Annotated in this window: 2 protein-coding genes (1 of these 2 running past the window's edge); both read left to right on the top strand. The window is 72.3% G+C overall.

Annotation, left to right across the window (positions count from 1 at the left end; all coding sequences use genetic code 11):
* Positions 1-256: 256 nt before the first annotated feature.
* Entirely contained in the window at positions 257-24,331 is a 24,075-nt protein-coding gene (locus tag OV207_RS04105) for a non-ribosomal peptide synthase/polyketide synthase (RefSeq protein ID WP_267552816.1), read from the top strand.
* Positions 24,324-24,510 carry the 5' end (the start) of a non-ribosomal peptide synthase/polyketide synthase gene (locus OV207_RS04100; protein ID WP_267552814.1) on the top strand. Its footprint extends 17,339 nt past the window's final position, so the window shows 187 of its 17,526 coding nt (coding positions 1-187); its start codon is at positions 24,324-24,326; its stop codon lies beyond the right edge, outside the window. Before OV207_RS04105 ends, OV207_RS04100 begins: the two co-directional genes overlap by 8 nt.

Genomic DNA, 24,510 nt, shown 5'->3' with positions numbered 1-24,510 from the left:
CAAGGCGGGAACACCCCGCCCGGGTGCACGGCTTCTCCGAATCCATGTTTCACGTCGGGGATTTTGACCGCTATTTCCTGGAAACACGGGGTTATCGCTGAGTTCGCATGCAGATTCCCAGAGAATAGCAAGAAGCACCGGCATGACATTTCTCGCTGGGTTTGTTTGCGGATACCATTATCCCCCTTGTGCGTGGGCGTGACCGACCTCCCCCGGTTCCTGCCCGGCGCCGCCAGCCATCCAGAGGAAGTCCACCATGCTTTTGGCGAGCCACGCGCCTGCCCATGCGACGTTGCTGGACCTGCTTGACGAGCGGGTCCTCCAGGCAGCGGAGAAGCGGCTCTACACCTTCCTGGAGGACGGCGAGGAGTCGGCGCTGACGTACGCGGGCCTGCGCGAGCGCGCGCGGGCCATTGGCGCGGCGGTGCAGGAGCACGGCGGGGCCGGTGAGCGGGTGATGCTGCTCTATCCGCCCGGGCTGGAGTACGTGGCGGGGTTCTTCGGGTGCCTGGCCGCGGGAGCGGCGGCGGTGCCCGCGTACCCGCCGGACCCCATGCGGCTGGAGCGCACGCTGCCCCGGCTGCGGGCCATCATCCAGGACGCGCGGGCGACGGTCGTGTTGACCACGTCGTTCGTGCTGTCGATGGTGGAGTACCTGTTCGAGCAGGCCCCGGAGCTGCGGGGGCTGAAGTGGGTGGCGACGGACACGGTGCCGAACGACGCGGCGGCGGCGTGGAAGGCGCCCGCGCTGAAGTCGGACTCGCTGGCGTTCCTCCAGTACACGTCCGGCTCCACGGGCACGCCCAAGGGCGTGATGCTCACGCACGGCAACCTGGTCCACAACCTGGGGCTCATCCAGCACGCGTTCGAGGCGCGGACGGACAGCGTGGCCATCATCTGGCTGCCGCCGTACCACGACATGGGGCTCATCGGCGGCATCATGCAACCCCTGTACGGGGGCTACAGCGCGGCGCTGATGTCGCCCCTGAGCTTCCTCAAGCGGCCCATGGCGTGGATGGAGGCCGTGAGCCGCTTCGGGGGCACCATCAGCGGCGGGCCCAACTTCGCCTTCGACCTGTGCGTGCGCAAGAGCACGCCCGAGGAGCGGCAGGCGGTGGACCTGAGCCGCTGGGAGGTCGCCTTCACCGGCGCGGAGCCCATCCGCCCGGAGACGCTGGAGCGCTTCCTGGAGGCGTTCGGCCCCAGCGGCTTCAAGCGCGAGGCCTTCTACCCCTGCTACGGGCTGGCGGAGGGGACGCTCATCGCCTCCGGAGGCCGCAAGTCGGCGCCGCCGCTGTTGATGACGCTGTCGAGCAGCGCGCTGGAGCAGCACCGCGCGGTGGCGGTCGGCGCGAGCGAGCCCGGGGCCCGGACGCTGGTGGGCTGCGGCCAGACCATCCTGGAGCAGCAAATCGCCATCGTGGATCCGGACACGCGCGAGCGGCGCGCGCCGGGGGAGGTGGGCGAGGTCTGGGTGTCCGGCCGGAGCGTGGCCATCGGCTACTGGGGGCGGGAGGAGTCGTCCCAGGAGACGTTCCAGGCGCGCATCGCCCAGGAGGACTCGCTGCCGTACCTGCGCACGGGCGACCTGGGCTTCCTCATGCCGGACGGTGAGCTGTACGTCACCGGGCGGCGCAAGGACCTCATCATCCTGCGCGGCCGCAACCACTACCCCCAGGACATGGAGGCGACGGTGGAGGTGGGCCACCCCGCGCTGCGGCCCGGTGGCGGCGCGGTGTTCTCGGTGGACGTGGGCGGCGAGGAGCGCGCGGTCGTCGTGCAGGAGATCGACGTGCGCAAGCTGGGCGGCCTGCGCCAGCAGTTCGAGGCGGCGGACGCGGCGATCGGCGTCATCCGCCAGCGGCTGGCGGAGCTGCACGAGGTGCAGGCGTACGCGGTGGTGCTCATCGAACCGGGGAGCCTGCCCAAGACGTCCAGCGGGAAGGTGCAGCGCCACGCGTCCCGCGCCGCGTTCCTCAACGGGACGTTGCAGGAGGTGATGGCGTGGCGGGAGCCGCCGCCCGAGCCGCCCTCCGGCTCCGGCCCTGGATCCGGTTCGGGTCCGGGCTCCGCGGGCACTGGCGGCGCTGGTGGCGCTGGCGGCTCCGCGGGCTCCGGAGCCACCGGGGCGCCTTCGCGCGGAAGCACCGCGGCGGCCGTGGCGCCGGTGACGAAGGCGGGCGCGGAGACGGCGGAGGCGCTGGAGGCCTGGCTGCGCGACGTGGTGGCCCGGCACCTGCGCGTGCGCCGCGAGGAGCTGGACCTCCAGGCGCCGGTGACGCGCTACGGGCTGGACTCGCTGGCGGCGGTGGAGCTGGCGCACGAGGTGACGACCGGCACGGGCCTGACGGTGCCCATGGAGGTGATGCTCCAGGGGCCGAGCATCGCGTCGCTGGCGCGGCAGCTCATCGCGCTCCGCGAAGCGCAGGGGCCGGGCCGCACGGCGCCGCGCCGCCTGGACGTGACGGGCGACCGCGAGGTGTCCTTCGCGCAGGCGCGGCTGTGGTTCCTGGATCAGTACGCGCCGGGCGACGTGGCCTACAACCTCCCGGCGGCGGTGCGGCTGGAGGGCGCGCTGGACGTGGTCGCGCTGGAGGAGACCCTCGCGGCGCTCGCCCAGCGGCATGACGCGCTGCGGACCACCTTCCGCACGGAGGATGGACGTCCGTTGCAGGTCGTCGCTCCGCACGCGGCGCTGCCGCTGGAGCGCGTGTCCTTCGAATCCCTGCCGGAGGCGGAGCGCGAGGCCGCGGCGTCGTCGCGGGCCCATGAGGAGGCGCGCCGTCCGTTCGACCTGTCGCGCGGGCCGCTGGTGCGCGCCACGCTGCTGACGCTGGACATGCGCACGCACGTGCTGGTGCTGGTGATGCACCACGCGGTGTCGGACGGCACGTCGATGGCGGTGCTCGTGCGTGAGCTGTCCGCGCTCTACGCGGCGCTGCGCGAGGGCCGACCGTCGCCGCTGCCGGCGCTGCCGCTGCGCTATGCGGACTACGCCGACTGGCAGCGGGAGGGGCTGGACGGGCCCGCGCTGGAGAAGCGGCTCACGTACTGGAAGCGGCAGCTCTCGGGGGCGCCCCGGCTGCTGGAGCTGCCCACGGATCGGCCGCGCTCCGTCGTGCGCGACGCGCGCGGTGAGCGCCTCCCGGTGGTGTTGGAGCGGACGCTGACGGACGCGGTGCGGACGCTGGCGGTGCGCGAGGGGGTGACGCCCTTCATGGTGCTGCTCGCGGGTTTCCAGGCCGTGCTCGCGCGCCATGCGGGGCAGGACGACGTCAGCGTGGGCACCGCCATCGCGGGAAGGGACCGGGCGGAGTTCCAGGGGCTGGTGGGCTTCTTCGTCAACACGCTGGTGATGCGCACGCGGCTGTCGGGCGCGCCCACGTTCCAGCAGCTCCTGGGCCGCGTGAGGGAGACGGCGCTGGGGGCGTACGCGCACCAGGACGTGCCGTTCGAGAAGCTGGTGGAGGCGCTCCAGCCCGCGCGCGAGCGGGGCCACACGCCGCTGTTCCAGGTGATGTTCATCCTGCAAGGCGCGCAGGTGGGCGCTCCAGTGCTGCCGGGCCTCCAGTCGCGCCTGCTGGACGTGCACACCGGCACCGCGATGTTCGATCTCACGCTGTCGCTCTCCGAGTCCGCGCAGGGCCTGGAGGGCTTCCTGGAGTACGCCACCGACCTGTTCGACGCGGACACCGTCGCGCGGCTGGCCGGACACCTGCGCGTGCTGCTCAAGGCCGCGGTCGCGGATCCGTCGCGCCCGGTGGACGCGCTGCCGCTGCTGGACGCGGCGGAGGCGAAGCACCTGCTGGCGCTGGCCCAGGGGCCCGTCACCGACTTCCCGGCGGAGGCCACCATTGCCTCCCTCTTCGCGGCGCAGGTCCTCCGCACGCCCGACGCGGTGGCGCTCATCGTCGGGGACACCCGGCTGACGTACCGCGAGCTGCGCCAGCGTGCGCGGGCCGTGGCGCGGGAGCTGCGCGCGCGCGGCGTGGGTCCGGAGTCGGTGGTGGGCCTGTGCGTGGACCGCTCGGTGGAGCTGGCGGTGGGGCTGCTCGGCATCCTGGAGGCGGGCGCGGCCTACCTGCCGTTGGATCCGGGATACCCGGCGGAGCGGCTCGTCTCCATGTGGCAGGACTCGGGCGCGCGGGTGCTGGTGGGCCCGCGCCACCTGGACGGCGTGCTCCCCGTCGCGGAGGCCCAGCGGCTGGTGTTGGAGGCGGGGCCGGAGGCAGGCGAGGCGCCAGCGGGCGACTTCCCGGACGCGGCCCCCCGCGAGTCGGACTCCGGCACGCTCGCGTACGTCCTCTACACCTCCGGTTCGACGGGGCGGCCCAAGGGCGTGCTCGTGCCGCACCGGACGGTGATGAACTTCTTCCGCGCGATGGACGCGCACGTCTCGCCGCGCTCGGGCACCTGGCTGGCGGTGACGAGCATCTCGTTCGACATCTCCGTGCTGGAGCTGCTCTGGACGTGGACGCGCGGCTTCCAGGTGGTGCTCGCGCCCGTGGGGCTGGAGCCCGTCGCGCTCGCCCAGACGCTGGAGCGGCACGCGGCCACGCACCTGCAATGCACGCCGTCGTATGCGCGCGCGCTCGCGGAGGAGCCCCGCGCGCTGGAGGCGCTCGGCGGTCTGGGCCAGCTGCTGGTGGGCGGTGAAGCACTCCCGGGTGCGCTCGCGGCACGCTTGCGGGCACGGGTTCCAGTATTGCTCAATATGTACGGGCCCACCGAGACGACGGTGTGGTCCTCGACGCATCGCGTGGAGGCGGAGCGCTCCGGCACGGTGTCGTTGGGGAGGCCGCTGGCCAACACCGGCCTGCACCTGTTGGACGCGCACCTGCGGCCCGTGCCCATGGGCGTCCCCGGCGAGCTGTTCATCGGGGGCGACGGCGTGGTGCGCGGCTACCTGGGCCGCCCGGACCTGACGGCGGAGCGCTTCGTTCCGGATGCGTTCGGTGGGACGCCGGGAGCGCGGCTGTACCGCACGGGGGATCGCGCGCGGTGGCGGACGGACGGGACGCTGGAGTTCCTGGGCCGCGTCGACCATCAGGTGAAGGTGCGCGGCTTCCGCATCGAGCCGGGCGAGGTGGAGTCCGTGCTGGGGCAGCACGCGGGCGTCGCGGCCTCGGTGGTCGTCGCGCGCGAGGACGTGCCGGGCGACGCGCGGCTGGTGGCCTACGTGGTCGCGAAGCCCGGACCGTCGCTGGTGGAGTCCGCGGTGCGCGAGCACGCACGGCGCCTGTTGCCGGAGTCGATGGTGCCGTCGGTGGTGATGGTGCTGGACGCGCTGCCGCTGACGCCCAACGGCAAGGTGGACCGCGCCGCCCTGCCGGTGCCGGAGGCCCCGCGCGCGGAGCACGGCTTCGTGGCACCGGGCACGCCCACGGAGGTGCTGCTCGCGGGACTGTGGGGGCAGTTGCTGCGCGTGGAGTCGGTCGGCTTGCACGACGACTTCTTCGCGCTCGGCGGCCACTCGCTGCTGGCCACGCGGTTGTCCTCCGCGGTGCGGGCCGCCTTCCAGGTCGAGCTGCCGGTGCGCGAGCTGTTCGACGCGTCCACGCTGGGAACGCTGGCGGCGCGCATCGACGCCATCCGGCTGGGACAGGCCGGGGTGCTGGGGCCCGCGCTGCACGCGGTGCCCCGCGACGGCGCGCTCGTGCCGTCCTTCGCGCAGCAGCGCCTGTGGTTCCTGGAGCAGCTGGAGCCGGGCAATCCCGCGTACCACATCCCCGTGGCCGTGGAGCTGGAGGGCGCGCTGGACGTGGGCGCGCTGGAGCGCGCGTTCGAGGCGCTGGTGCAGCGGCATGAAGCGCTGCGCACCACGCTGGTGGCGCCGGAGGGGCAGCCGTTCCAGGTCGTGGCCGCGCCGTCGCCGGTGCCGCTGGTGGGAAGGGACCTGTCCGCGCTGGAGGACGCGAGCGCGGAGGTGCGGCGCCTGATGGCGGAAGAGGCGCGCCGTCCGTTCGACCTGGCGCGCGGGCCGCTGCTGCGCCTCACGCTCTTGAAGTGCGCGCCCACGCGGCACGTGCTGCTGCTCACGATGCACCACGTCGTCTCCGACGGCGGCTCCATGCTGGTGCTGGTGCGGGAAGTGGCCGCGCTCTACGAAGCCTTCGTGGCGGGGCACGCGTCGCCGCTGCACCCGTTGCCGCTCCAGCCCGCGGACCACGCGGCGTGGCAGCGGGCGTGGCTCCAGGGTGAGACGCTGGAGGCCCAGCTCGCGTGGTGGCGGACGAAGCTGGAGGGCGCGTCGCACGTGCTCGCGCTGCCCACGGACCGGCCGCGTCCGGTGGTCCAGACGGCCGCGGGGGCGACGTTGCCGGTGCGCCTGTCGCCCGGCCTGACGGACGCCGTGCGCGCGCTGGCCCGGCGCGAGGGCGTGACGCCCTTCATGGTGCTGCTGGCGGCGTGGCAGGTGTTGATGGCGCGCCACGCGGGGCAGGACGACGTGCTGGTGGGCACGCCGGTGGCCGGGCGGGATCGCGCGGAGCTGGAAGGGCTCATCGGCCTGTTCGTGAACACGCTGGTGCTGCGGGCGAGGCTGGGGGAGGACCCGTCGTTCCGGGAACTGCTCCAGCAGGTGCGTGAGACGACGCTGGGCGCGTACGCGCACCAGGCGGTGCCGTTCGAGAAGCTGGTGGACGCGTTGCAGCCCCAGCGCGACCTGAGCCGCTCGCCGCTGTTCCAGGTGATGCTTGCGCTCCAGGAGGATCCGCTGCCGGAGCTGCGCCTGCCGGGGCTGTCGCTGCGGATGCTGGAGGAGGAGGGCGCGGGCGCGCAGTTCGACCTGAAGCTGTCGCTCACCGACGCGGCCTCCGGCTTCACGGGCACGCTGGAGTACAACACCGACCTCTTCGACGCGACGACGGTGGCGCGGTGGGCGGAGCACCTGGACGTGCTCCTCACCGCCGCCGTGGCCCATCCGGAGACGCGGGTGAAGTCGCTGCCGCTGATGTCGGGCGCGGAGCGCCACCTGCTGCTGGTGGACTGGAACGCCACGCAGCGTGACTACCCGTCGGACGTCACGCTGCACGGGCTGGTGGAGGCGCAGGTCGCGCGCACGCCGGACGCGGTGGCGGTCGACTTCGAGGGCCTGCGGCTGACGTACCGGGAGCTGGACGCGCGGGCCAACCAGCTCGCGCGGCACCTGCGCGAGCACGGCGTGGGGCCCGAGGTGCGCGTGGGCGTCTGCGCTGAGCGCTCGCTGGAGCTGGTGGTCGCGCTCCTGGGCGTGCTCAAGGCGGGCGGCGCGTACGTGCCCATCGACCCCTCGGCTCCGGCCGAGCGCCTGACGTACCAGGTGCAGGACTCGGCGGTGGCGGTGCTGCTCACGCAGCAGCACCTGGTGGACGTGCTCTCCGTGGGGGGCACGCCCGTGGTGTGCCTGGACTCGGACTGGGCCCACGTGGAGCGCCTGTCCTCGGAGCCGGTGGAGTCGGGCGTCGGGCCGGAGCACCTGGCGTACGTCATCTACACGTCAGGCAGCACGGGCCGCCCGAAGGGCGCGATGAACACCCACGCGGGCATCTGCAACCGGCTGCTCTGGATGCAGGAGGCCTACGGGCTGGAGCCCCGGGACGTCGTGCTGCAGAAGACGCCCTTCAGCTTCGACGTGTCGGTGTGGGAGTTCTTCTGGCCCCTCCTCACCGGAGCGCGGCTGCTGGTCGCCCGGCCCGGTGGGCATCAGGACGCCGCGTACCTGGTGGACGTGATGGCGCGCGAGGGCGTCACGACGCTGCACTTCGTGCCGTCGATGCTCCAGGTGTTCCTGGAGCAGCCGGGGCTGGAGCGGTGCACGGCGCTCCGGCGCGTGGTGTGCAGCGGTGAAGCGCTGCCGCTGGAGCTGAAGGACCGCTGCCTGGAGCGGCTGGGCGTGCCGCTGCACAACCTCTACGGCCCCACCGAGGCCGCGGTGGACGTGACCTTCTGGGCGTGCGAGCGCGACGACGGGCGCCGCAGCGTGCCCATTGGTCGGCCGGTGGCGAACACGCAGATCCTCATCCTGGACACGGCCCTGGAGCCGGTGCCGGTGGGGCTCGCGGGCGAGCTGTACATCGGCGGTGTGCAGGTGGGCCGGGGCTACCTGGGCCGCCCGTCGCTGACGGCGGAGCGCTTCGTGCCCAACCCGCACGGGGCCCCGGGGACGCGGCTGTACCGCACGGGAGATCAGGCCCGCATCCTGGCCGACGGCAGCATCGAGTACCTGGGCCGCCTGGACTTCCAGGTGAAGGTGCGCGGCTTCCGCATCGAGCTGGGCGAGGTCGAGTCGGCGCTGGGCCAGTGCGAGGGCGTGCGCGAGAGCGTGGTGGTGGTGCGCGAGGACGCGCCGGGCATCAAGCGGCTGGTCGCGTACGTGGTGGGACAGTCCGACGCGCGGGTGTCGGTGGAGGGCCTGCGCGCGGAGCTGAAGGCGCGGCTGCCGGAGTACATGGTGCCCGCGGCCTTCGTCGTCCTGGAGGCGCTGCCCCTGTCGTCGAACGGCAAGGTGGATCGCAAGGCCCTGCCCGCGCCGGAGGCAGGGACAGAGGTCACGGAGTCCTACGAGGCACCGAGGACGCGGACGGAGGAGACACTGGCCGGAGTCTGGGCCCGTGTGCTGGGCGTGGAGCGCGTGGGCGTGCGGGAGAACTTCTTCGCGCTGGGCGGCGACTCCATCCTGAGCATCCAGGTGGTGGCGAAGGCAGGGCAGGCGGGCCTGAAGGTGACGCCGAAGCAGTTGTTCCAGCACCCTACGGTGGAGCAGCTGGCGAAGGTGGTGGAGGCGGTTCGCGGGGCGGTGGGGGAGCAGGGGCTGGTGGAAGGCGAAGTGGCGCTGACGCCAATCCAGCGCTGGTTCTTCGAGAAGGAGATGCCGCGGGCGCACCACTTCAACCAGGCAGTGCTGCTGGAGGCGAAGGAAGGGGTGGAGGCGGAGCGGCTGGAGGAGGCGCTGCGAGCGTTGGTGGCGCATCACGACGCGCTGCGGATGCGCTACGTGCGCGGAGACTCCGGCTGGACGCAGCACAACGCGGGCCTTGAGAAGGCGCTGGTGCTGGAGCAGGTGGACCTGTCCGCGCTGTCCGAAGCCGAGCAGGCCCAGGCGCTCGCGGACGCGGTGGCTAGGACCCATGCGAGCTTGGATCTCCAAGAGGGCTTGCTGCTGCGTGCGCTGCTGATGGAGCGCGGAGCGGGGCGGACGTCGAGGCTGCTGCTGGTGGTGCACCACCTGGTGGTGGACGGCGTGTCATGGCGGGTGCTGCTGGAGGACCTGGGCACGGCGTACGTGCAGCGCAGCCAGGGCCGAGCGGTGGAGCTGCCGGCGAAGACGACGTCCTTCCAGGCGTGGGCGCGCAAGCTGGAGGCGTACGCGCGCGGACCGGAGCTGGAGAAGGAAGCGGCGTGGTGGCTGTCGCAGGCGCGTGAGGTGCCGGCGCTGCCGGTGGACACGTCGGGCGAGAACACGGTGGCGTCGGCGCGGGGCGTGGTGGCGGGGCTGGACGCGGAAGAGACGCGGGTGCTGCTGCAGGAGGTGCCCGCCGCGTACCGGGCGACGGTGAACGAAGTGCTGGTGGCGGCGCTGGCGCGGGTGCTGACGCGGTGGACGGGGCAGGGGCGGGTGCTGGTGGACGTGGAGGGGCACGGGCGTGAGGAGCTCTTCGCGGACGCGGACGTGACGCGGACGGTGGGGTGGTTCACGTCGCTGTACCCGGTGGTGCTGGAGGTGCCGGAGGCGGGGACGGCCGGAGACGCGCTGCGAGCGGTGAGGGACACGCTGCGGCAGGTGCCGGGCAAGGGCGTGGGCTACGGGCTGTTGCGCTACCAGGGCCCGGAGGCGGTGGCGGCGAAGCTGAAGGGGGGGCCGAAGGCGCAGGTGGCCTTCAACTACCTGGGGCAGTTCGACGCGCTGGCGACGGGTGCGGGAGGCTTCACGCTGGCGAAGGAGCCCTCGGGCCCCGCGGTGGGCGAGGGCGGTCCGCGCGGGCACGTGCTGGAGGTGAACGGGCTGGTGGTGGGAGGCCGGCTGGAAGTGACGTGGACGTACAGCGAAGCGCTGCACGCGCGGGCGACGGTGGAAGGGCTGGCGCAGGCGTACGCGGAGGCGCTGCGAACGCTGGTGGCGGGCCGGCAGACGGAGGACGCGGCGAGGTACACGCCGGCGGACTTCCCGCTGGCGAAGCTGGACGCGCGCACGCTCTCGCAGGTGCAGGCGAAGGTGGACGGCTTCGAGGACGTCTACCCGCTGTCGCCGATGCAGCAGGGTCTGCTCTTCCACACGCTGCTGGCGCCGACGTCCGGCATGTATTTCGAGCAGCTCTCCTGGTCCTTCCATGCGCCCCTGGACACGCAGGCGCTGCGACGGACGTGGGAGGAACTGGTGCAGCGGCACGCGGTGCTGCGCACGACGTTCCTCTGGGAAGGCCTGGAGGAGCCGTTGCAGGTGGTGCGCCGGCAGGTGGTGGTGCCGTGGCGCGAGCTGGACTGGCGAGGCCAGACGGAAGAGGCGCAGCGGCAGCAGTTGGAGACCTTCCTGGAGGAGGACCGGGTCCGGGGCTTCGACCTCGCGGAAGGTCCGCTCCTGCGCATCGCGCTGGTGCGGCTGGACACGAACATCCACCGGTTCATCTGGAGCTTCCACCACACGGTGCTCGACGGCTGGAGCATGGCCCTGCTGCTCAAGCAGGTCTTCGCGCTCTACCAGGCCCGGGTGCAGGGCCGCGTGCTCCCGAAGGGGCCCGCGGGCGCGAGCTACCGGGACTACATCGCGTGGCTGCGACAGCAGGACACGGAGCGGTCGGAGTCGTTCTGGCGCACGGAGCTCGCGGGCATCCAGGCCCCGACGCCCCTGCCGGGTGACACGCACGCGGCGGTGACCATGCCCCAGGGGCACGCCGAGCGTTCCATCCACCTCTCGTCGCAATCCACCGCCGCGCTCCAGGCCTTCGCGCGCCGTCAGCAGCTCACGTTGAACACGCTGGTGCAGGCGGGCTGGGCGTTGGTGCTCGCCCGTCACAGCGGCGAGTCCGACGTCGTCTTCGGCGCCACCGTGTCCGGCCGGCCCCCCGCGCTCCTGGGCGCGGAGGACGCGCCCGGTCTCTTCATCAACACGCTGCCGGTGCGCATGCACGTCCCGGCGGATGCCCCCGTGGTGTCGTGGCTGCGGCAGCTGCAGCTCCGTCAGACGGAGTCGCAGGCGCACGAACACGACTCGCTGGTGCGGGTGCAGGGCTGGAGCGAGGTGCCGCACGGAACGCCCCTGTTCCAGAGCCTCTTCGCCTTCGAGAACTACCCGCTGGACGCGTCGCTGATGGCGCAGGGCAACCCGCTCGGCATCCGCGATGTGCGGGGCATCGAGCGCAGCAACTATCCCCTCACGGCGCTGGCGCTCCCGGGCCGTGAGCTGGCGCTGAAGCTGTCGTTCGACACGCCCCGGTACTCCGCGGCGGGGGTGGATCGGCTGCTGGGACAGTGGATGCAGGCCGTGGAAGGCCTGGTGGCGAGCGAGGCCGGGCGGGTGTGGGAGGTCGGAGTCCTGTCGGTGGAGGAGCGGCAGCGGGTGCTGGTGGAGTGGAACCAGACGCAGGCGCCGTTCCCCGGCGACACGACGCTGCCCCAGCTCTTCGAGGCGCAGGTGGCGCGCACGCCGGAGGCGATCGCGGTCATCAGCGGCACCCGGCGCCTGACGTACCGGGAGGTGGAGGCGCGCTCGAACCAGCTCGCGCACCGGCTGCGGAAGCTGGGCGTGGGGCCGGAGTCGCCGGTGGGGTTGTGCGTGGAGCGCACGGAGGACCTCATCATCGGCACGCTGGGCATCCTCAAGGCCGGGGGCGCGTACGTGCCCCTGGACCCGAGCTACCCGAAGCAGCGCCTGGGCTACTTGCTGGAGGATGCGCGCGGCCCGGCGCTGGTGGCGCACTCGCACCTGCTGGACGCGCTGCCCGCGTTCAGTGGCCAGGCGGTGTGCCTGGACCGCGAAGCGGACTGGGCGGATGAGTCCACCTGCCCGGCGCCGGTGGCCGTGCAGCCGCAGAACGTCGCGTACTTCATCTACACGTCCGGCAGCACAGGGCGTTCGAAGGGCGTGGCGATTTCCCATCGCAGCGCCGTGGCCTTCCTGACGTGGGCCCTGGAGACGTTCAGCGCGGAGGAGACGCGCGCCGTGCTGGCGTCGACGTCGCTCAACTTCGACCTGTCCGTGTTCGAGCTGTTCACGCCGCTGGCGCGAGGCGGCACCGTGGTGGTGGTGCGCAACGCGCTCCAACTGGCGGAGGACAAGCCCGAAGCGGACGTGACGCTCATCAACACCGTGCCGTCCGCGATGGCGCAGCTGGTGCGGCTGGGCGCGGTGCCCCCGTCGGTGCGGGTGGTGAACCTGGCGGGTGAAGCGCTGCCGGAGTCGCTGGCGAAGCAGGTGTACGGCATCCCGACCGTGCAGGCGCTCTACAACCTCTACGGCCCCTCCGAGGACACGACGTACTCGACGTGGTCGCGCGTGGGGCGCGACGAGGTGCCGAACATCGGCCGGCCCGTGGCGAACACGCGGGCGTACGTGCTGGATGCGTCCTTCCAGCCCGTGCCCGTGGGCGTCGCGGGAGAGTTGTACCTGGCGGGCGACGGACAGGCGCGCGGCTACTTGCTGCGCCCGGACCTCACCGCGGAGAAGTTCCTGCCGGAGCTGCACGGCCCCGAGGGCGGCCGCATGTACCGCACGGGCGACCTGGCGCGCTGGCGCGAGGACGGCGTGCTGGAATACCTGGGGCGCGCGGACACGCAGGTGAAGGTGCGCGGCTTCCGCATCGAGCTGGGCGAGGTGGAGACCGCGCTGGCCCGGTGCGAGGGCGTGCGCGAGTGCGTGGTGGTGGCTCGGGACGAGGGGACGGTGGGCAAGCGGCTGGTGGCGTACGTGGCCGGAGAGGCCCTGGACGTCGCGAGCGTGCGCTCGGCACTGAAGGACGCGCTGCCGGAGTACATGGTGCCGTCCGCGTTCGTGGTGCTGCCGGCGCTGCCGCTCACCCCCAACGGCAAGGTGGACCGCAAGGCCCTGCCCGAAGTGGATGCGGTCGCGGACACGCGGCACACCTACGTCGCGCCCAGGACGCAGACGGAAGAAGTCCTGGCCGCGGAGTGGGCGCAGGTGCTGGGCCTTGAAAGGGTGGGGACGGGCGACAGCTTCTTCGATCTGGGAGGCCACTCGCTGCTGGCGACCCAGGTGATCTCGCGCATCCGCTCCACCCTGGGCGTGGAGCTGCCGCTGCGGGCGCTCTTCGAGGCGCCGACGGTCGCGGAGCTGGCCGCGCGCATCGACGAAGCGCGGCGGGGCACCGTGGGCGATGGGCCGCCTCCGCTGGTCGCGGCGCGGACGGAGGGCCCTGCGCCGTTGTCCTTCGCGCAGCAGCGGCTCTGGTTCATCGACCAGTTGGAGCCGGGCACCGCCACCTACAACATCCCCGCCGCCGTCCGGTTGGAAGGGCCGCTGGACGTGCCCGCGCTGGAGCACGCGCTCCAGTTCCTCCTCCTGCGCCATGAGGCGCTGCGCACGCAGGTCCGCTCCGACGACGGTCATCCCGTGCAGGTCATCCTGCCGGCGTGGGCGCTGCACCTGGTGCCCGTGGACCTGGGCGCGGTGGACGCAGCCGAGCGCGAGACCGAAGCGCAGCGGCTCGCGGGAGAGGAAGCCCGCCGGCCCTTCGACCTGTCCCGGGGCCTGCTGTTCCGGGCGACGCTGCTGCGGCTCGACGAACAGAAGCACGTGCTGCTGCTGACGGTGCACCACATCGTCTCCGACGGTTGGTCCATGGGCGTCCTCGTGCGCGAGCTGACGGCGCTCTACGAGGCGTTCCGCACGGGCCAGCCCTCGTCGCTGCCCGAGCTTCCGGTGCGCTACGCCGACTATGCGACGTGGCAGCGCGGCTGGTTGCAGGGGGACGCGCTGGAGGCGCGGCTCGGTTGGTGGCTGCGGCAGCTTGGCGAAGGTCCCCAGGCGCTGGAGCTGATGACGGATCGCCCGCGTCCGGCGGTGCAGACCTTCCGGGGCGCGCGCCTGCCCCTCGCGTTGCCCGCGAAGTTGTCGGAGGCGTTGCGAGCCCTGGGCCGTCGCGAGGGCGTGACGCCGTTCATGACCCTGCTCGCCGCGTGGCAGGTGTTGCTGTCGCGCTACAGCGGGCAGGACGACATCCGCGTGGGCACGCCCATCGCGGGGCGGGATCGCACGGAGCTGGAGGGGCTGTTCGGCTTCTTCGTCAACACGCTGGTGCTGCGCGCGAAGCTCGGGGGCGAGCCCACGTTCCGCGAACTGCTCAAGCAGGTGCGCGAGACGACGCTGGGCGCGTTCGCCCATCAGGAGGTGCCGTTCGAGAAGCTGGTGGACGCCCTGGCCCCTGAGCGGGACCTGCGCCGGCCGCCGCTGTTCCAGGTGATGTTCGCGCTCCAGCAGGAGACGCTGTCCGAGCAGAAGCTGCCCGGTGGCCTGTCCCTGTTCCCGATGGAGGCGGACGACCGCACGGCCAAGTACGAGCTGACGCTGTCGCTGACGGACACCCCGAAGGGGTTCCTGGGGTCGATTGAGTACAACACCGACCTGTTCGACGCGGCGACGGTGGAGCGGATGGCGGGGCACCTGGAGGTGCTGCTGGAAGGCATCGCGGCGAACCCGGACGCGAAGGTGGGGCGGCTGGAGCTGCTGACGGCGGAGGAGCGCCAGCGGCAGGTGGTGGCGTGGAACGCGACGCGCACGGCGTACCCGAGGCAGCAGTGCGTCCACACGCTGGTGACGGCGCAGGTGGAGCGCACGCCGGACGCGGTGGCGCTGGACTTCGCGGGGACGCAGCGGACGTACCGGCAGGTGGAGACGCGGGCGAACCAGCTCGCGAACCGGCTGCGGAAGCTGGGCGTGGGGCGAGGCTCGCGGGTGGGGCTGTGCGTGGAGCGGGGCGTGGGGATGGTGGAGGGGATGCTGGGCATCCTCAAGGCGGGGGCGGCGTACGTGCCGCTGGACGCGGCGTACCCACGCGAGCGGCTGGCGTTCATGGTGGAGGACGCCGGGGTGGAGGTGCTGGTGACGCAGGCGTCCCTGCGAAGCGCGCTGCCGGAGGGCGCGTCGCAGGTGGTGGACCTGGACGAGGGTGAGCTGGACGCGGAGCCGACGCACGCGCCGGAGAGCGGCGCGGGTGCGGAGGATCCGGCGTACGTCATCTACACGTCGGGCAGCACGGGGAAGCCGAAGGGCGTGTGGGTTCCGCACCGGGCAGTGGTGCGGCTGGTGGTGGAGACGAACTTCATCCAGTTGACGGCGGAGGACCGCGTCGCGCAGGCCTCGAACGCGTCGTTCGACGCGGCGACGTTCGAGGTGTGGGGCACGCTGCTGCACGGCGGCCGGCTGGTGGGGATGTCGCGGGACGTGGCGCTGTCGCCCGCGGCGTTCGCGGCGTACCTGCGCGACGAGTGCATCAGCGTGCTCTTCGTCACGACCGCGCTGTTCAACCAGTTGGTGGCGCAGTCGGCGGAGACGTTCCAGACGCTGCGCCAGCTCCACGTGGGCGGCGAGGCGGTGGACCCTGGGGCGATGCGCACGGCCCTGGCGAAGGGCGCGCCGCGCAAGCTGATGCACGTCTACGGCCCCACGGAGAGCACGACGTTCGCGACGTGGCACGAAGTGACGCAGGTGCCCGGGGACGCGGTGACGGTGCCCATTGGCAAGGCGCTGTCCAACACGGAGCTGTACGTCCTGGACGCGCGGTCGCAGCCGGTGCCCGTCGGGGTTCCTGGCGAGCTTTACATCGGCGGTGACGGTCTGGCGCTGGGCTACCTGGGCCGGCCGGAGCTGACGGCGGAGAAGTTCGTGCCGCATCCGTTCCACACGGAGCCGGGAGCGCGGCTGTACCGCACCGGCGATCAGGTGAAGCAGTTGCCGGACGGCAGCGTGGTGTTCCTGGCCCGCCTGGACTCGCAGGTGAAGGTGCGCGGCTTCCGCATCGAGCTGGGCGAAGTCGAGTCGGCGCTCCTGCGCTGCGAGGGTGTGCGCGAGAGCGTGGTGATGGTGCGCGAGGACACGCCGGGCCACCGTCGGCTGGTGGCCTACGTGGTCGGGCGCACGGACGCGCAGGTCACGACGGAGGGCTTGCGCACGGAGCTGAAGGCGAGGCTGCCGGAGTACATGGTGCCGGCCGTCCTCGTGGTGCTCCCCGAGCTGCCGTTGACGGTGAACGGCAAGGTGGACCGCAAGGCCCTGCCCACGCCGGAGCAGGTGGGCTCCATCAGCGAGTCCTACGAAGCGCCGAGGACGCGGACGGAGGAGACGCTGGCGGGAGTCTGGGCCCGCGTGCTGGGCGTGGCGAGGGTCGGCGTGCGAGAGAACTTCTTCGCGCTGGGCGGCGACTCCATCCTGAGTATCCAGGTGGTGGCGAAGGCGGGCCAGGCAGGCCTGAAGGTGACGCCGAAGCAGTTGTTCCAGCACCCGACGGTGGAGCAGCTGGCCAAGGTGGTGGAGGCCGTCCAGGGCGCCGTGGGAGAGCAGGGGCCGGTGGAAGGCGAAGTGGCGCTGACGCCGATCCAGCGCTGGTTCTTCGAGAAGGAGATGCCACAGGCGCACCACTTCAACCAGGCGGTGCTGCTGGAGGCGAAGGAAGGGGTGGAGGCGGAGCGGCTGGAGGAGGCGCTGCGGGCGCTGGTGGCGCATCACGACGCGCTGCGGATGCGCTACGTGCGCGGAGACTCCGGCTGGACGCAGCACAACGCGGGCGTGGGCGCCGGTGCGGTCCTGCGGCGGCTCGACCTGTCGTCGCTCGCGGGGGACGACGAAGCCCAGCAAGGGGCGATGGCCGCCGCCGCGAAGGAACTCCATGCGAGCTTGAGGCTGGAGGAAGGGCTGCTGCTGCGTGCGCTGCTGATGGAGCGCGGAGCGGGGCGGACGTCGAGGCTGCTGCTGGTGGTGCACCACCTGGTGGTGGACGGGGTGTCGTGGCGGGTGCTGCTGGAGGATCTGGGCACGGCGTACGTGCAGCGCAGCCAGGGCCGAGCGGTGGAGCTGCCGGCGAAGACGACGTCCTTCCAGGCGTGGGCGCGCAAGCTGGAGGCGTACGCGCGCGGACCTGAGCTGGAGAAGGAAGCGGCGTGGTGGCTGTCGCAGGCGCGTGAGGTGCCGGCGCTGCCGGTGGACACGTCGGGCGAGAACACGGTGGCGTCGGCGCGGGGCGTGGTGGCGGGGCTTGACGCGGAAGAGACGCGGGTGCTGCTGCAGGAGGTGCCCGCCGCGTACCGGGCGACGGTGAACGAAGTGCTGGTGGCGGCGCTGGCGCGGGTGCTGACGCGGTGGACGGGGCAGGGGCGGGTGCTGGTGGACGTGGAGGGGCACGGGCGCGAGGAACTCTTCGCGGACGCGGACGTGACGCGGACGGTGGGGTGGTTCACGTCGCTGTACCCGGTGGTGCTGGAGGTGCCGGAGGCGGGGACGGCCGGGGACGCGCTGCGAGCGGTGAGGGACACGCTGAGGCAGGTGCCGGGCAAGGGCGTGGGGTATGGCCTGTTGCGCTACCAGGGTCCGGAGGCGGTGGCGGCGAAGCTGAGGGGAGGGCCGAAGGCGCAGGTGGCCTTCAACTACCTGGGGCAGTTCGACGCGCTGGCGACGGGGGCGGGAGGCTTCACGCTGGCGAAGGAGTCCTCGGGCCCGGCGGTGGGCGAGGGCGGGCCGCGCGGGCACGTGCTGGAGGTGAACGGGCTGGTGGTGGGAGGCCGGCTGGAAGTGACGTGGACGTACAGCGAAGCGCTGCACGCGCGGGCGACGGTGGAAGGGCTGGCGCAGGCGTACGCGGAGGCGCTGCGGACGCTGGTGGCGGGCCGGCAGACGGAGGACGCGGCGAGGTACACGCCGGCGGACTTCCCGCTGGCGAAGCTGGACGCGCGCACGCTTTCGCAGGTGCAGGCGAAGGTGGACGGCTTCGAGGACGTCTATCCGCTGTCGCCGATGCAGCAGGGCATGCTCTTCCACGCGCTGCTGGCGCCGACGTCGGGCGTCTACTTCGAGCAGCTCTCCTGGGCCTTCCACGCACAGCTCGACACGAGCGCGCTGCGACAGGCGTGGGAGGCGTTGATTGCCCGGCACCCCGTGCTGCGCACGACGCTGTTGTGGGAAGGCCTGGAGGAGCCGTTGCAGGTGGTGCGCCGGAAGGCGTCGCTGCCGTGGCGGGAGATCGATTGCCGGGGCCTGTCTCCCGCGGAGCAGCAGGCGCGGTTGGAGACGTACCTGGAGCAGGACCGCGCCCAGGGCTTCGACCTGATGCAGGGGCCCCTGATGCGCGTGGCGATGGTGCGGCTGGACGCGCACGTCCACCGCATCGTCTGGAGCTTCCACCACACCATCCTGGATGGCTGGAGCCTGGGGCTGGTGGTGCAGGATCTGTTCGGTTGCTACGACGCGCTCACGCGAGGGCAGCCCGCGCTGGCGCCCGTGCGTCCGTTGTTCCGGGACTACATCGAATGGCAGCGGCGACAGGACCCGGCCCGCTCGGAGGCCTACTGGCGGGAGCGGCTGGCGGGCTTCACCGCGCCCACGCCGTTGCCGCTCGACAAGGGCACCGGCGGCGACGACAGCGAGTCCGTCCACCGGCACGGCTCCCAGGAGATCGCGCTCTCCTCGGAGGTGACGTCCGCGCTCGAAGCCTTCACGCGCCGCCACCAGCTCACGCTGGGCGCCGTGGTGCAGGGGGCGTGGGCCCTGCTGTTGCTGCGCTACAGCGGTGAGTCGGACGTCGTCTTCGGCACCACCGTCTCCGGGCGCCCCTCGGAGCTCGCCGGGGTGGACGGGATGATGGGCCTGTTCATCAACTCGCTGCCGCTCCGGGTGCGGCTGGAGTCGGACGACACGCTCGTGTCCTGGCTCCAGGCGCTCCAGACGCAGCAGGTGGCCCTGGTCGCCCACGAGCACTGCCCGCTGGTCCAGGTGCAGGCCTGGAGCGAGCTGCCTCGGGGCAAGCCCCTCTTCGAGAGCCTCGTCGTCGTGGAGAACTACCCGCTCGACGCCTCCCTCCGGGAGCGCTTCCGGAACCTGGACGTGCGCGACTTCGACGGACGGGAGCGGATGACGCTGCCGCTCGCGCCCGCGGTCATCCCCGGCGAGAAGCTGGGCCTGCGGCTGTCGTACCAGTCGTCTCGCTTCGACACGGAGGCCATGACCCGGCTCCTGGGCCACTGGCGCACGGTGCTGGAGGGCATCGCCTCCGCGGCGCCGGACCTGCGCGTCACCCACCTCCCGCTCCTCACGGCGGACGAGCGGCGCCAGGTGCTGAAGGACTGGAACGAGACGCGGGCGCCCCTGGAGGACGAGGCGTCCCTGCACGGCCTCTTCGAGGCGCAGGTCGCGCGCACGCCGGACGGTATCGCGGTGGAGTGGAACGACACGCGCTGGACGTACCGCGAGCTGAACGCGCGGGCCAACCAGCTGGCCCGGCACCTGCGGGGCCTGGGCGTGGGCCCGGAGGTCCGCGTGGGCGTGTGCCTGGAGCGCTCCCCGGAGCTGCTGATGGCGCTGCTGGGCATCCTCAAGGCGGGCGGCGCGTACGTGCCCATGGATCCCGCCTATCCGGCACACCGGCTCGCCTTCCTGTTGGAAGACACGCGGGTGCCCGTGCTCGTCACCCGCGAGGAGATCGCGGACGAACTGCCGTCGCGCGGTGAGCAGCTGGTCTGCGTGGACTCCGATGCGGCGAGCCTCGCGCGCCAGTCCTCCGACGACCTGCCCCGGCACGCCGGAGGCCGCAACCTGGCGTATGTCATCTACACGTCGGGCAGCACGGGGCAGCCCAAGGGCGCGCTCGTCGAACACCGGGGCATCGTCAACACGCTGGCCCGCGCCGTGCCGGACTTCGACGTGCGCCCTGGCACGCGCACGCTCCAGTTCGTGTCGATGAGCTTCGACGTGTCGCTGCTGGAGATCTTCGCCACGCTCACGGGTGGAGGCACGCTGGTGCTGGCGCCCCGCGAGGCGCTGCAACCCGGCCCGGAGCTGACGCGGCTGATGCGCGAGCGGAACATCACCACGTCGGTGCTGCTGCCCTCGACGCTGGCGGTGCTGTCCTCCGAGGACTTCCCCACGCTCCAGACGGTGGTGACGGGCGCGGAGGCGTGTTCGGCGGAGCTGATGGACCGCTGGGCACACGGCCGGCGCTTCGTGAACTCCTACGGTCCCACCGAGGCGAGCATCACCGTGACGAGCGCCGTCTGCGCGCCGGGCTCGGGGACGCCGCCCATTGGCCGGCCGTATCCGAACGTGCACGTCTACGTGCTGGACGCGGGGCGGTCGCCGGTGCCCGTGGGCATCCCGGGCGAGCTGTTCATCGGCGGAGCCGGCGTGGGCCGGGGCTACCTGGGCCGCCCGGAGCAGACGGCGGAGCGCTTCGTGCCGGATCCGTTCAGCGAGGAGCCGGGAGCGCGCCTGTACCGCACGGGCGACCTCGTGCGCTACCGCGCGGGTGGACAGCTGGAGTTCGTCGGCCGCACCGACCATCAGGTCAAGGTGCGCGGCTTCCGCATCGAGCTGGGGGAGATTGAAGCGGCGCTCGCGGGCGCGGGGTCCGTGCGTGAGGCCGTCGTGCTCGCCCGCGAGGACGTGGCCGGAGACCGGCGCCTCGTGGCCTACGTCGTGCCCCTGGAGGACGAACAGGTGGAGGCCGGGGCCTTGCGGCGCTACCTGGACGACAAGCTGCCGGAGCACATGGTGCCCTCGGCCTTCGTCGTCCTGGACGCGATGCCGCTCACCCCGAACGGCAAGGTGGACCGCAAGGCCCTGCCCGCGCCGGACGCGGTGCGCACCGAACAGGGACCGACCTACGTCGCCCCGCGCACGCCCGTGGAGGAGACGCTGGCCGCGACGTGGAAGGAGCTGCTGGGCGTGTCCCAGGTCGGCATCCACGACGACTTCCTGGAGCTGGGAGGCCACTCGCTCCTCGCGACGCAGGCCATCTCCCGCATCCGCGCCGCGCTCGGCGTGGAGCTGCCGCTGCGCGCGTTGTTCGAGGCCCCCACCGTCGCCGCGCTCGCCGCCCGGGTGGAAGCCGCCCGGGAGCAGGCGCTGCCCCGCGTGCCGCCGCTGACGCCCGCGCCGCGCACCGGAGCGCTGCCGCTGTCGTTCGCGCAGCAGCGCCTGTGGTTCCTGGAGCAGCTGGACCCCCAGGCCGCGCTGTACAACATCCCCAGCGTCCTGCGGCTGGAAGGCCCCCTGGACGCGGGCGCGCTGGAGCAGGCGTTCAACGCGCTCATCCGCCGCCACGAAACCCTGCGGACGACGTTCCACGCCGAGGACGGAAAGCCGTTCCAGCGCGTCTCCGACGCCCCGGCGTTCCTGCTGGAGGCGGTGGACCTGCGGGAACTCGGGGAGGCGGAGCGCGAGCAGGAGGCCTGGAGGCTGGCCCGGGCGGACGCCGTGCGCCCGTTCGATCTGCTTCACGGCCCGCTGCTGCGCGTGACGCTGCTGCGAACCGGTGAGCACACGCACCTGTTGCTGCTGACGATGCACCACATCGTGTCCGACGGCTGGTCCGCGGGCGTGCTGGTGAGGGAGCTGGTGGCGCTCTACGCCGCGCGCCTGGAGCAGCGCGACGCCGAGCTGCCCGTGCTGCCCGTGCAGTACGCGGACTACGCCGTCTGGCAGCGGGACTGGCTGCAAGGCGAGGCGCTGGAGGAGCAGGTCGGTTGGTGGCGGCGGCAACTGGACGGAGCCCCCGCCGCGCTGGAGGTGCCGACGGACAAGGCGCGCCCGGCGACGCTGTCGGCGCGCGGAGGTTCGGTCCCGGTGCGGTGGTCGAAGGACCTGACCGACGCACTGAGGGCCCTGGGCCGTCGCGAGGGCGCGACGCCGTTCATGGTGCTGCTCGCGGCCTGGCAGGTGTTGCTGTCGCGCTACAGCGGGCAGGACGACGTCAGCGTGGGCACGCCCGTCGCGGGCCGCACGCAGGCGGAGGTGGAGGGACTCGTCGGCCTGTTCCTCAACACGCTGGTGCTGCGCACGCGGCTGGCTCCGGACGACAGCTTCCGGACGGTCCTCGCGCGCGTGAAGGAGACGACGCTGGGCGCGTTCGCGCACCAGCAGGTGCCCTTCGAGCGGCTGGTGGATGCGCTGCGGCCGGAGCGTGACCTGGGCCGCACGCCGCTGTTCCAGGCGATGCTCGTGCTCAACACGGAGGTCGATACGGAGCTGACGCTGGGAGACCTGTCCCTGCGCCGGGTGGACATCGAAACCCAGACGGCCAAGTTCGAACTCAACCTGTCGCTGAGCGATGCCCCGTCAGGCTTCCAGGGCGCGCTGATGTACAGCGCCGACCTGTTCGAGCACTCGACGGCGGAGCGGATGGTGGAGCACCTGCGGACGCTGCTGGAGGGGCTCGCCGCGGACCCGGAAGTGTCCGTGGGCGCGTTGCCCCTGCTGGGCGCCGCCGAGCGGCAGCAGGTGTTGAAGACGTGGAACCAGACGGCGGAGGCCACTCCGTCGGAGTGCATCCACGCGCTCTTCGAGGCGCAGGCGAAGCGGATCCCCAACGCCGTGGCGGTGGTGGCGGACGGACGTCAGCTCACCTACGCGGAACTCGACGCGCGCGCGAACGGCGTGGCGAAGCGGCTTCAGGCGCTGGGAGTCGGTCCCGAGTCCCTGGTGGGCCTCTACGTGGAGCGCACGGTGGAGTCCATCGTGGGCCTGCTGGGCATCCTCAAGGCGGGTGGCGGCTACGTGCCCATGGACACGTCGTTCCCGACCGCGCGCGTGAAGGCGATTGTCGATGACGCGAGCTTGAGCGTGGTGGTGACGCAGCGGGCGTACGCGAACGCGGTGGCGAACCTGGACCGCCAGACGCTGATCGTGGAGGACGTGGTCGCGGAGGCGACGCGCATGGAGTCGGGCGTGCGCGGTGAGAACGCTGTCTACGCCATCTTCACGTCAGGCAGTACGGGGCGGCCCAAGGGCGTGGTGGTGGAGCACCGGCAGCTGGGCAACTACGTGGCGAGCATCCAGGGGCGGCTGAAGCTGACGGAAGGAATGAGCTTCGCGTCGGTGACGACGCTGGCGGCGGACCTGGGGCACACGGCCGTCTTCCCGATGCTGTGCGGGGGCGGGACGCTGCACCTGGTGGGCAAGGACGTGGCGTCGGACGCGGAGGCGCTGGGCGCGTACATGCAGGCGCACCGGGTGGAGGGCTTGAAGGTGGTGCCCTCGCATTTGAGGGCGTTGCTGAGCGGGCCGAGTGCGAAGCAGGTGCTGCCGCTGAAGCGACTGGTGGTGGGCGGTGAGGCGTCGGACAGGGCGCTGGTGGAGACGGTGCGTCGGCTCGCGCCGGAGTGCGCCGTCTTCAACCACTACGGCCCGACGGAGACGACGGTCGGCGTGCTGACGAACGCGGTGGAGGGTGCGTGGGAGGAGGGCGCGGGGACGCTGGCGCTGGGCCGTCCGATTGGGAACGCGAGGATGTACGTGCTGGACGCGAGCGGGCGTCCGGTGCCGCGAGGGGTGGCGGGGGAGCTGTACGTGGGTGGTGCGGTGGTGACGCGCGGGTACGTAGGGCGCCCGGAGCTGACGGCGGAGCGGTACGTGCCGGACGCTTACAGCGAGGAGGCGGGAGCGCGGCTGTACCGGACGGGAGACAAGGTCCGGCAGCGGGAGGACGGGAAGCTGGAGTTTTTGGGTCGCGTGGACTTCCAGTTGAAGGTGCGCGGCTACCGGGTGGAGTTGGGCGAGGTGGAGGCGGGGCTGGGGGCGTGCGAGGGCGTGCGCGAGGCGGTGGTGGTGGCGCGGGAGGACGTGCCCGGGGACAAGCGGCTGGTGGGGTACGTGGTGGGGAAGGCGGGCCACGCGGTGGACGTGGCGACGCTGCGAAGCGAGCTGAAGGGTCGGCTGCCGGAGTACATGGTGCCCTCGGCGCTGGTGGTGCTGGAGGCGCTGCCGCTCAACGCCAACGGCAAGGTGGACCGCAAGGCCCTGCCCGCACCGGATGCGGACGCGGAGCCGCGTGCTCGGGAGTTCGTGGCCCCGCGCAGTGAGCTGGAGCAGCAGCTCGCGAACATCTTCTCGGAGCTGTTGAACGTGAAGCAGGTGGGCATCCACGACGGCTTCTTCGAGCTGGGTGGCCACTCGTTGTTGGCGACGCAGGCCATCTCCCGCATCCGCCAGACGTTCGAGGTGGAGCTGCCGCTGCGCGAGCTGTTCGAGTCGCCCACGGTGGAGACGCTGGCGGTGCTCGTGATGGAAGCCCAGGCCGCACAGGTGGATCCCGAAGAGCTGGCGGCGTTGATGGCGGAGATGGAAGAGATGTCCGGAGACGAGGCGCAGGCCCTCCTGGACGCGGAACTGGCGAACGGCAGGAAGACCTCCAATGAGTGACTCGTCGAAGCGTTTCTCCTCCCTGTCGCCCGAGAAGCAGGACCTGCTGATGCGGAAGCTGCGCCAGAAGAGCGCGGCCACTCCGGCGGCGACCCTGGTGGCGCGTCCCAGGAACGCGCTCTCCTTCCCGCTGTCGTTCGCCCAGCAGCGGCTGTGGTTCCTCGACCAGTTCGAGCCCC

Origin of the sequence: Corallococcus sp. BB11-1 (genome assembly GCF_026626625.1) — a bacterium.
Classification (GTDB): domain Bacteria; phylum Myxococcota; class Myxococcia; order Myxococcales; family Myxococcaceae; genus Corallococcus; species Corallococcus soli.
This window is presented reverse-complemented; position numbering and strand designations above follow the sequence as displayed.

Coding starts and splice junctions, on each gene's coding strand:
- OV207_RS04105 (WP_267552816.1), top strand. CDS start 257: ATGCTTTTGGCGAGCCACGCGCCTGCCCATGCGACGTTGCTGGACCTG.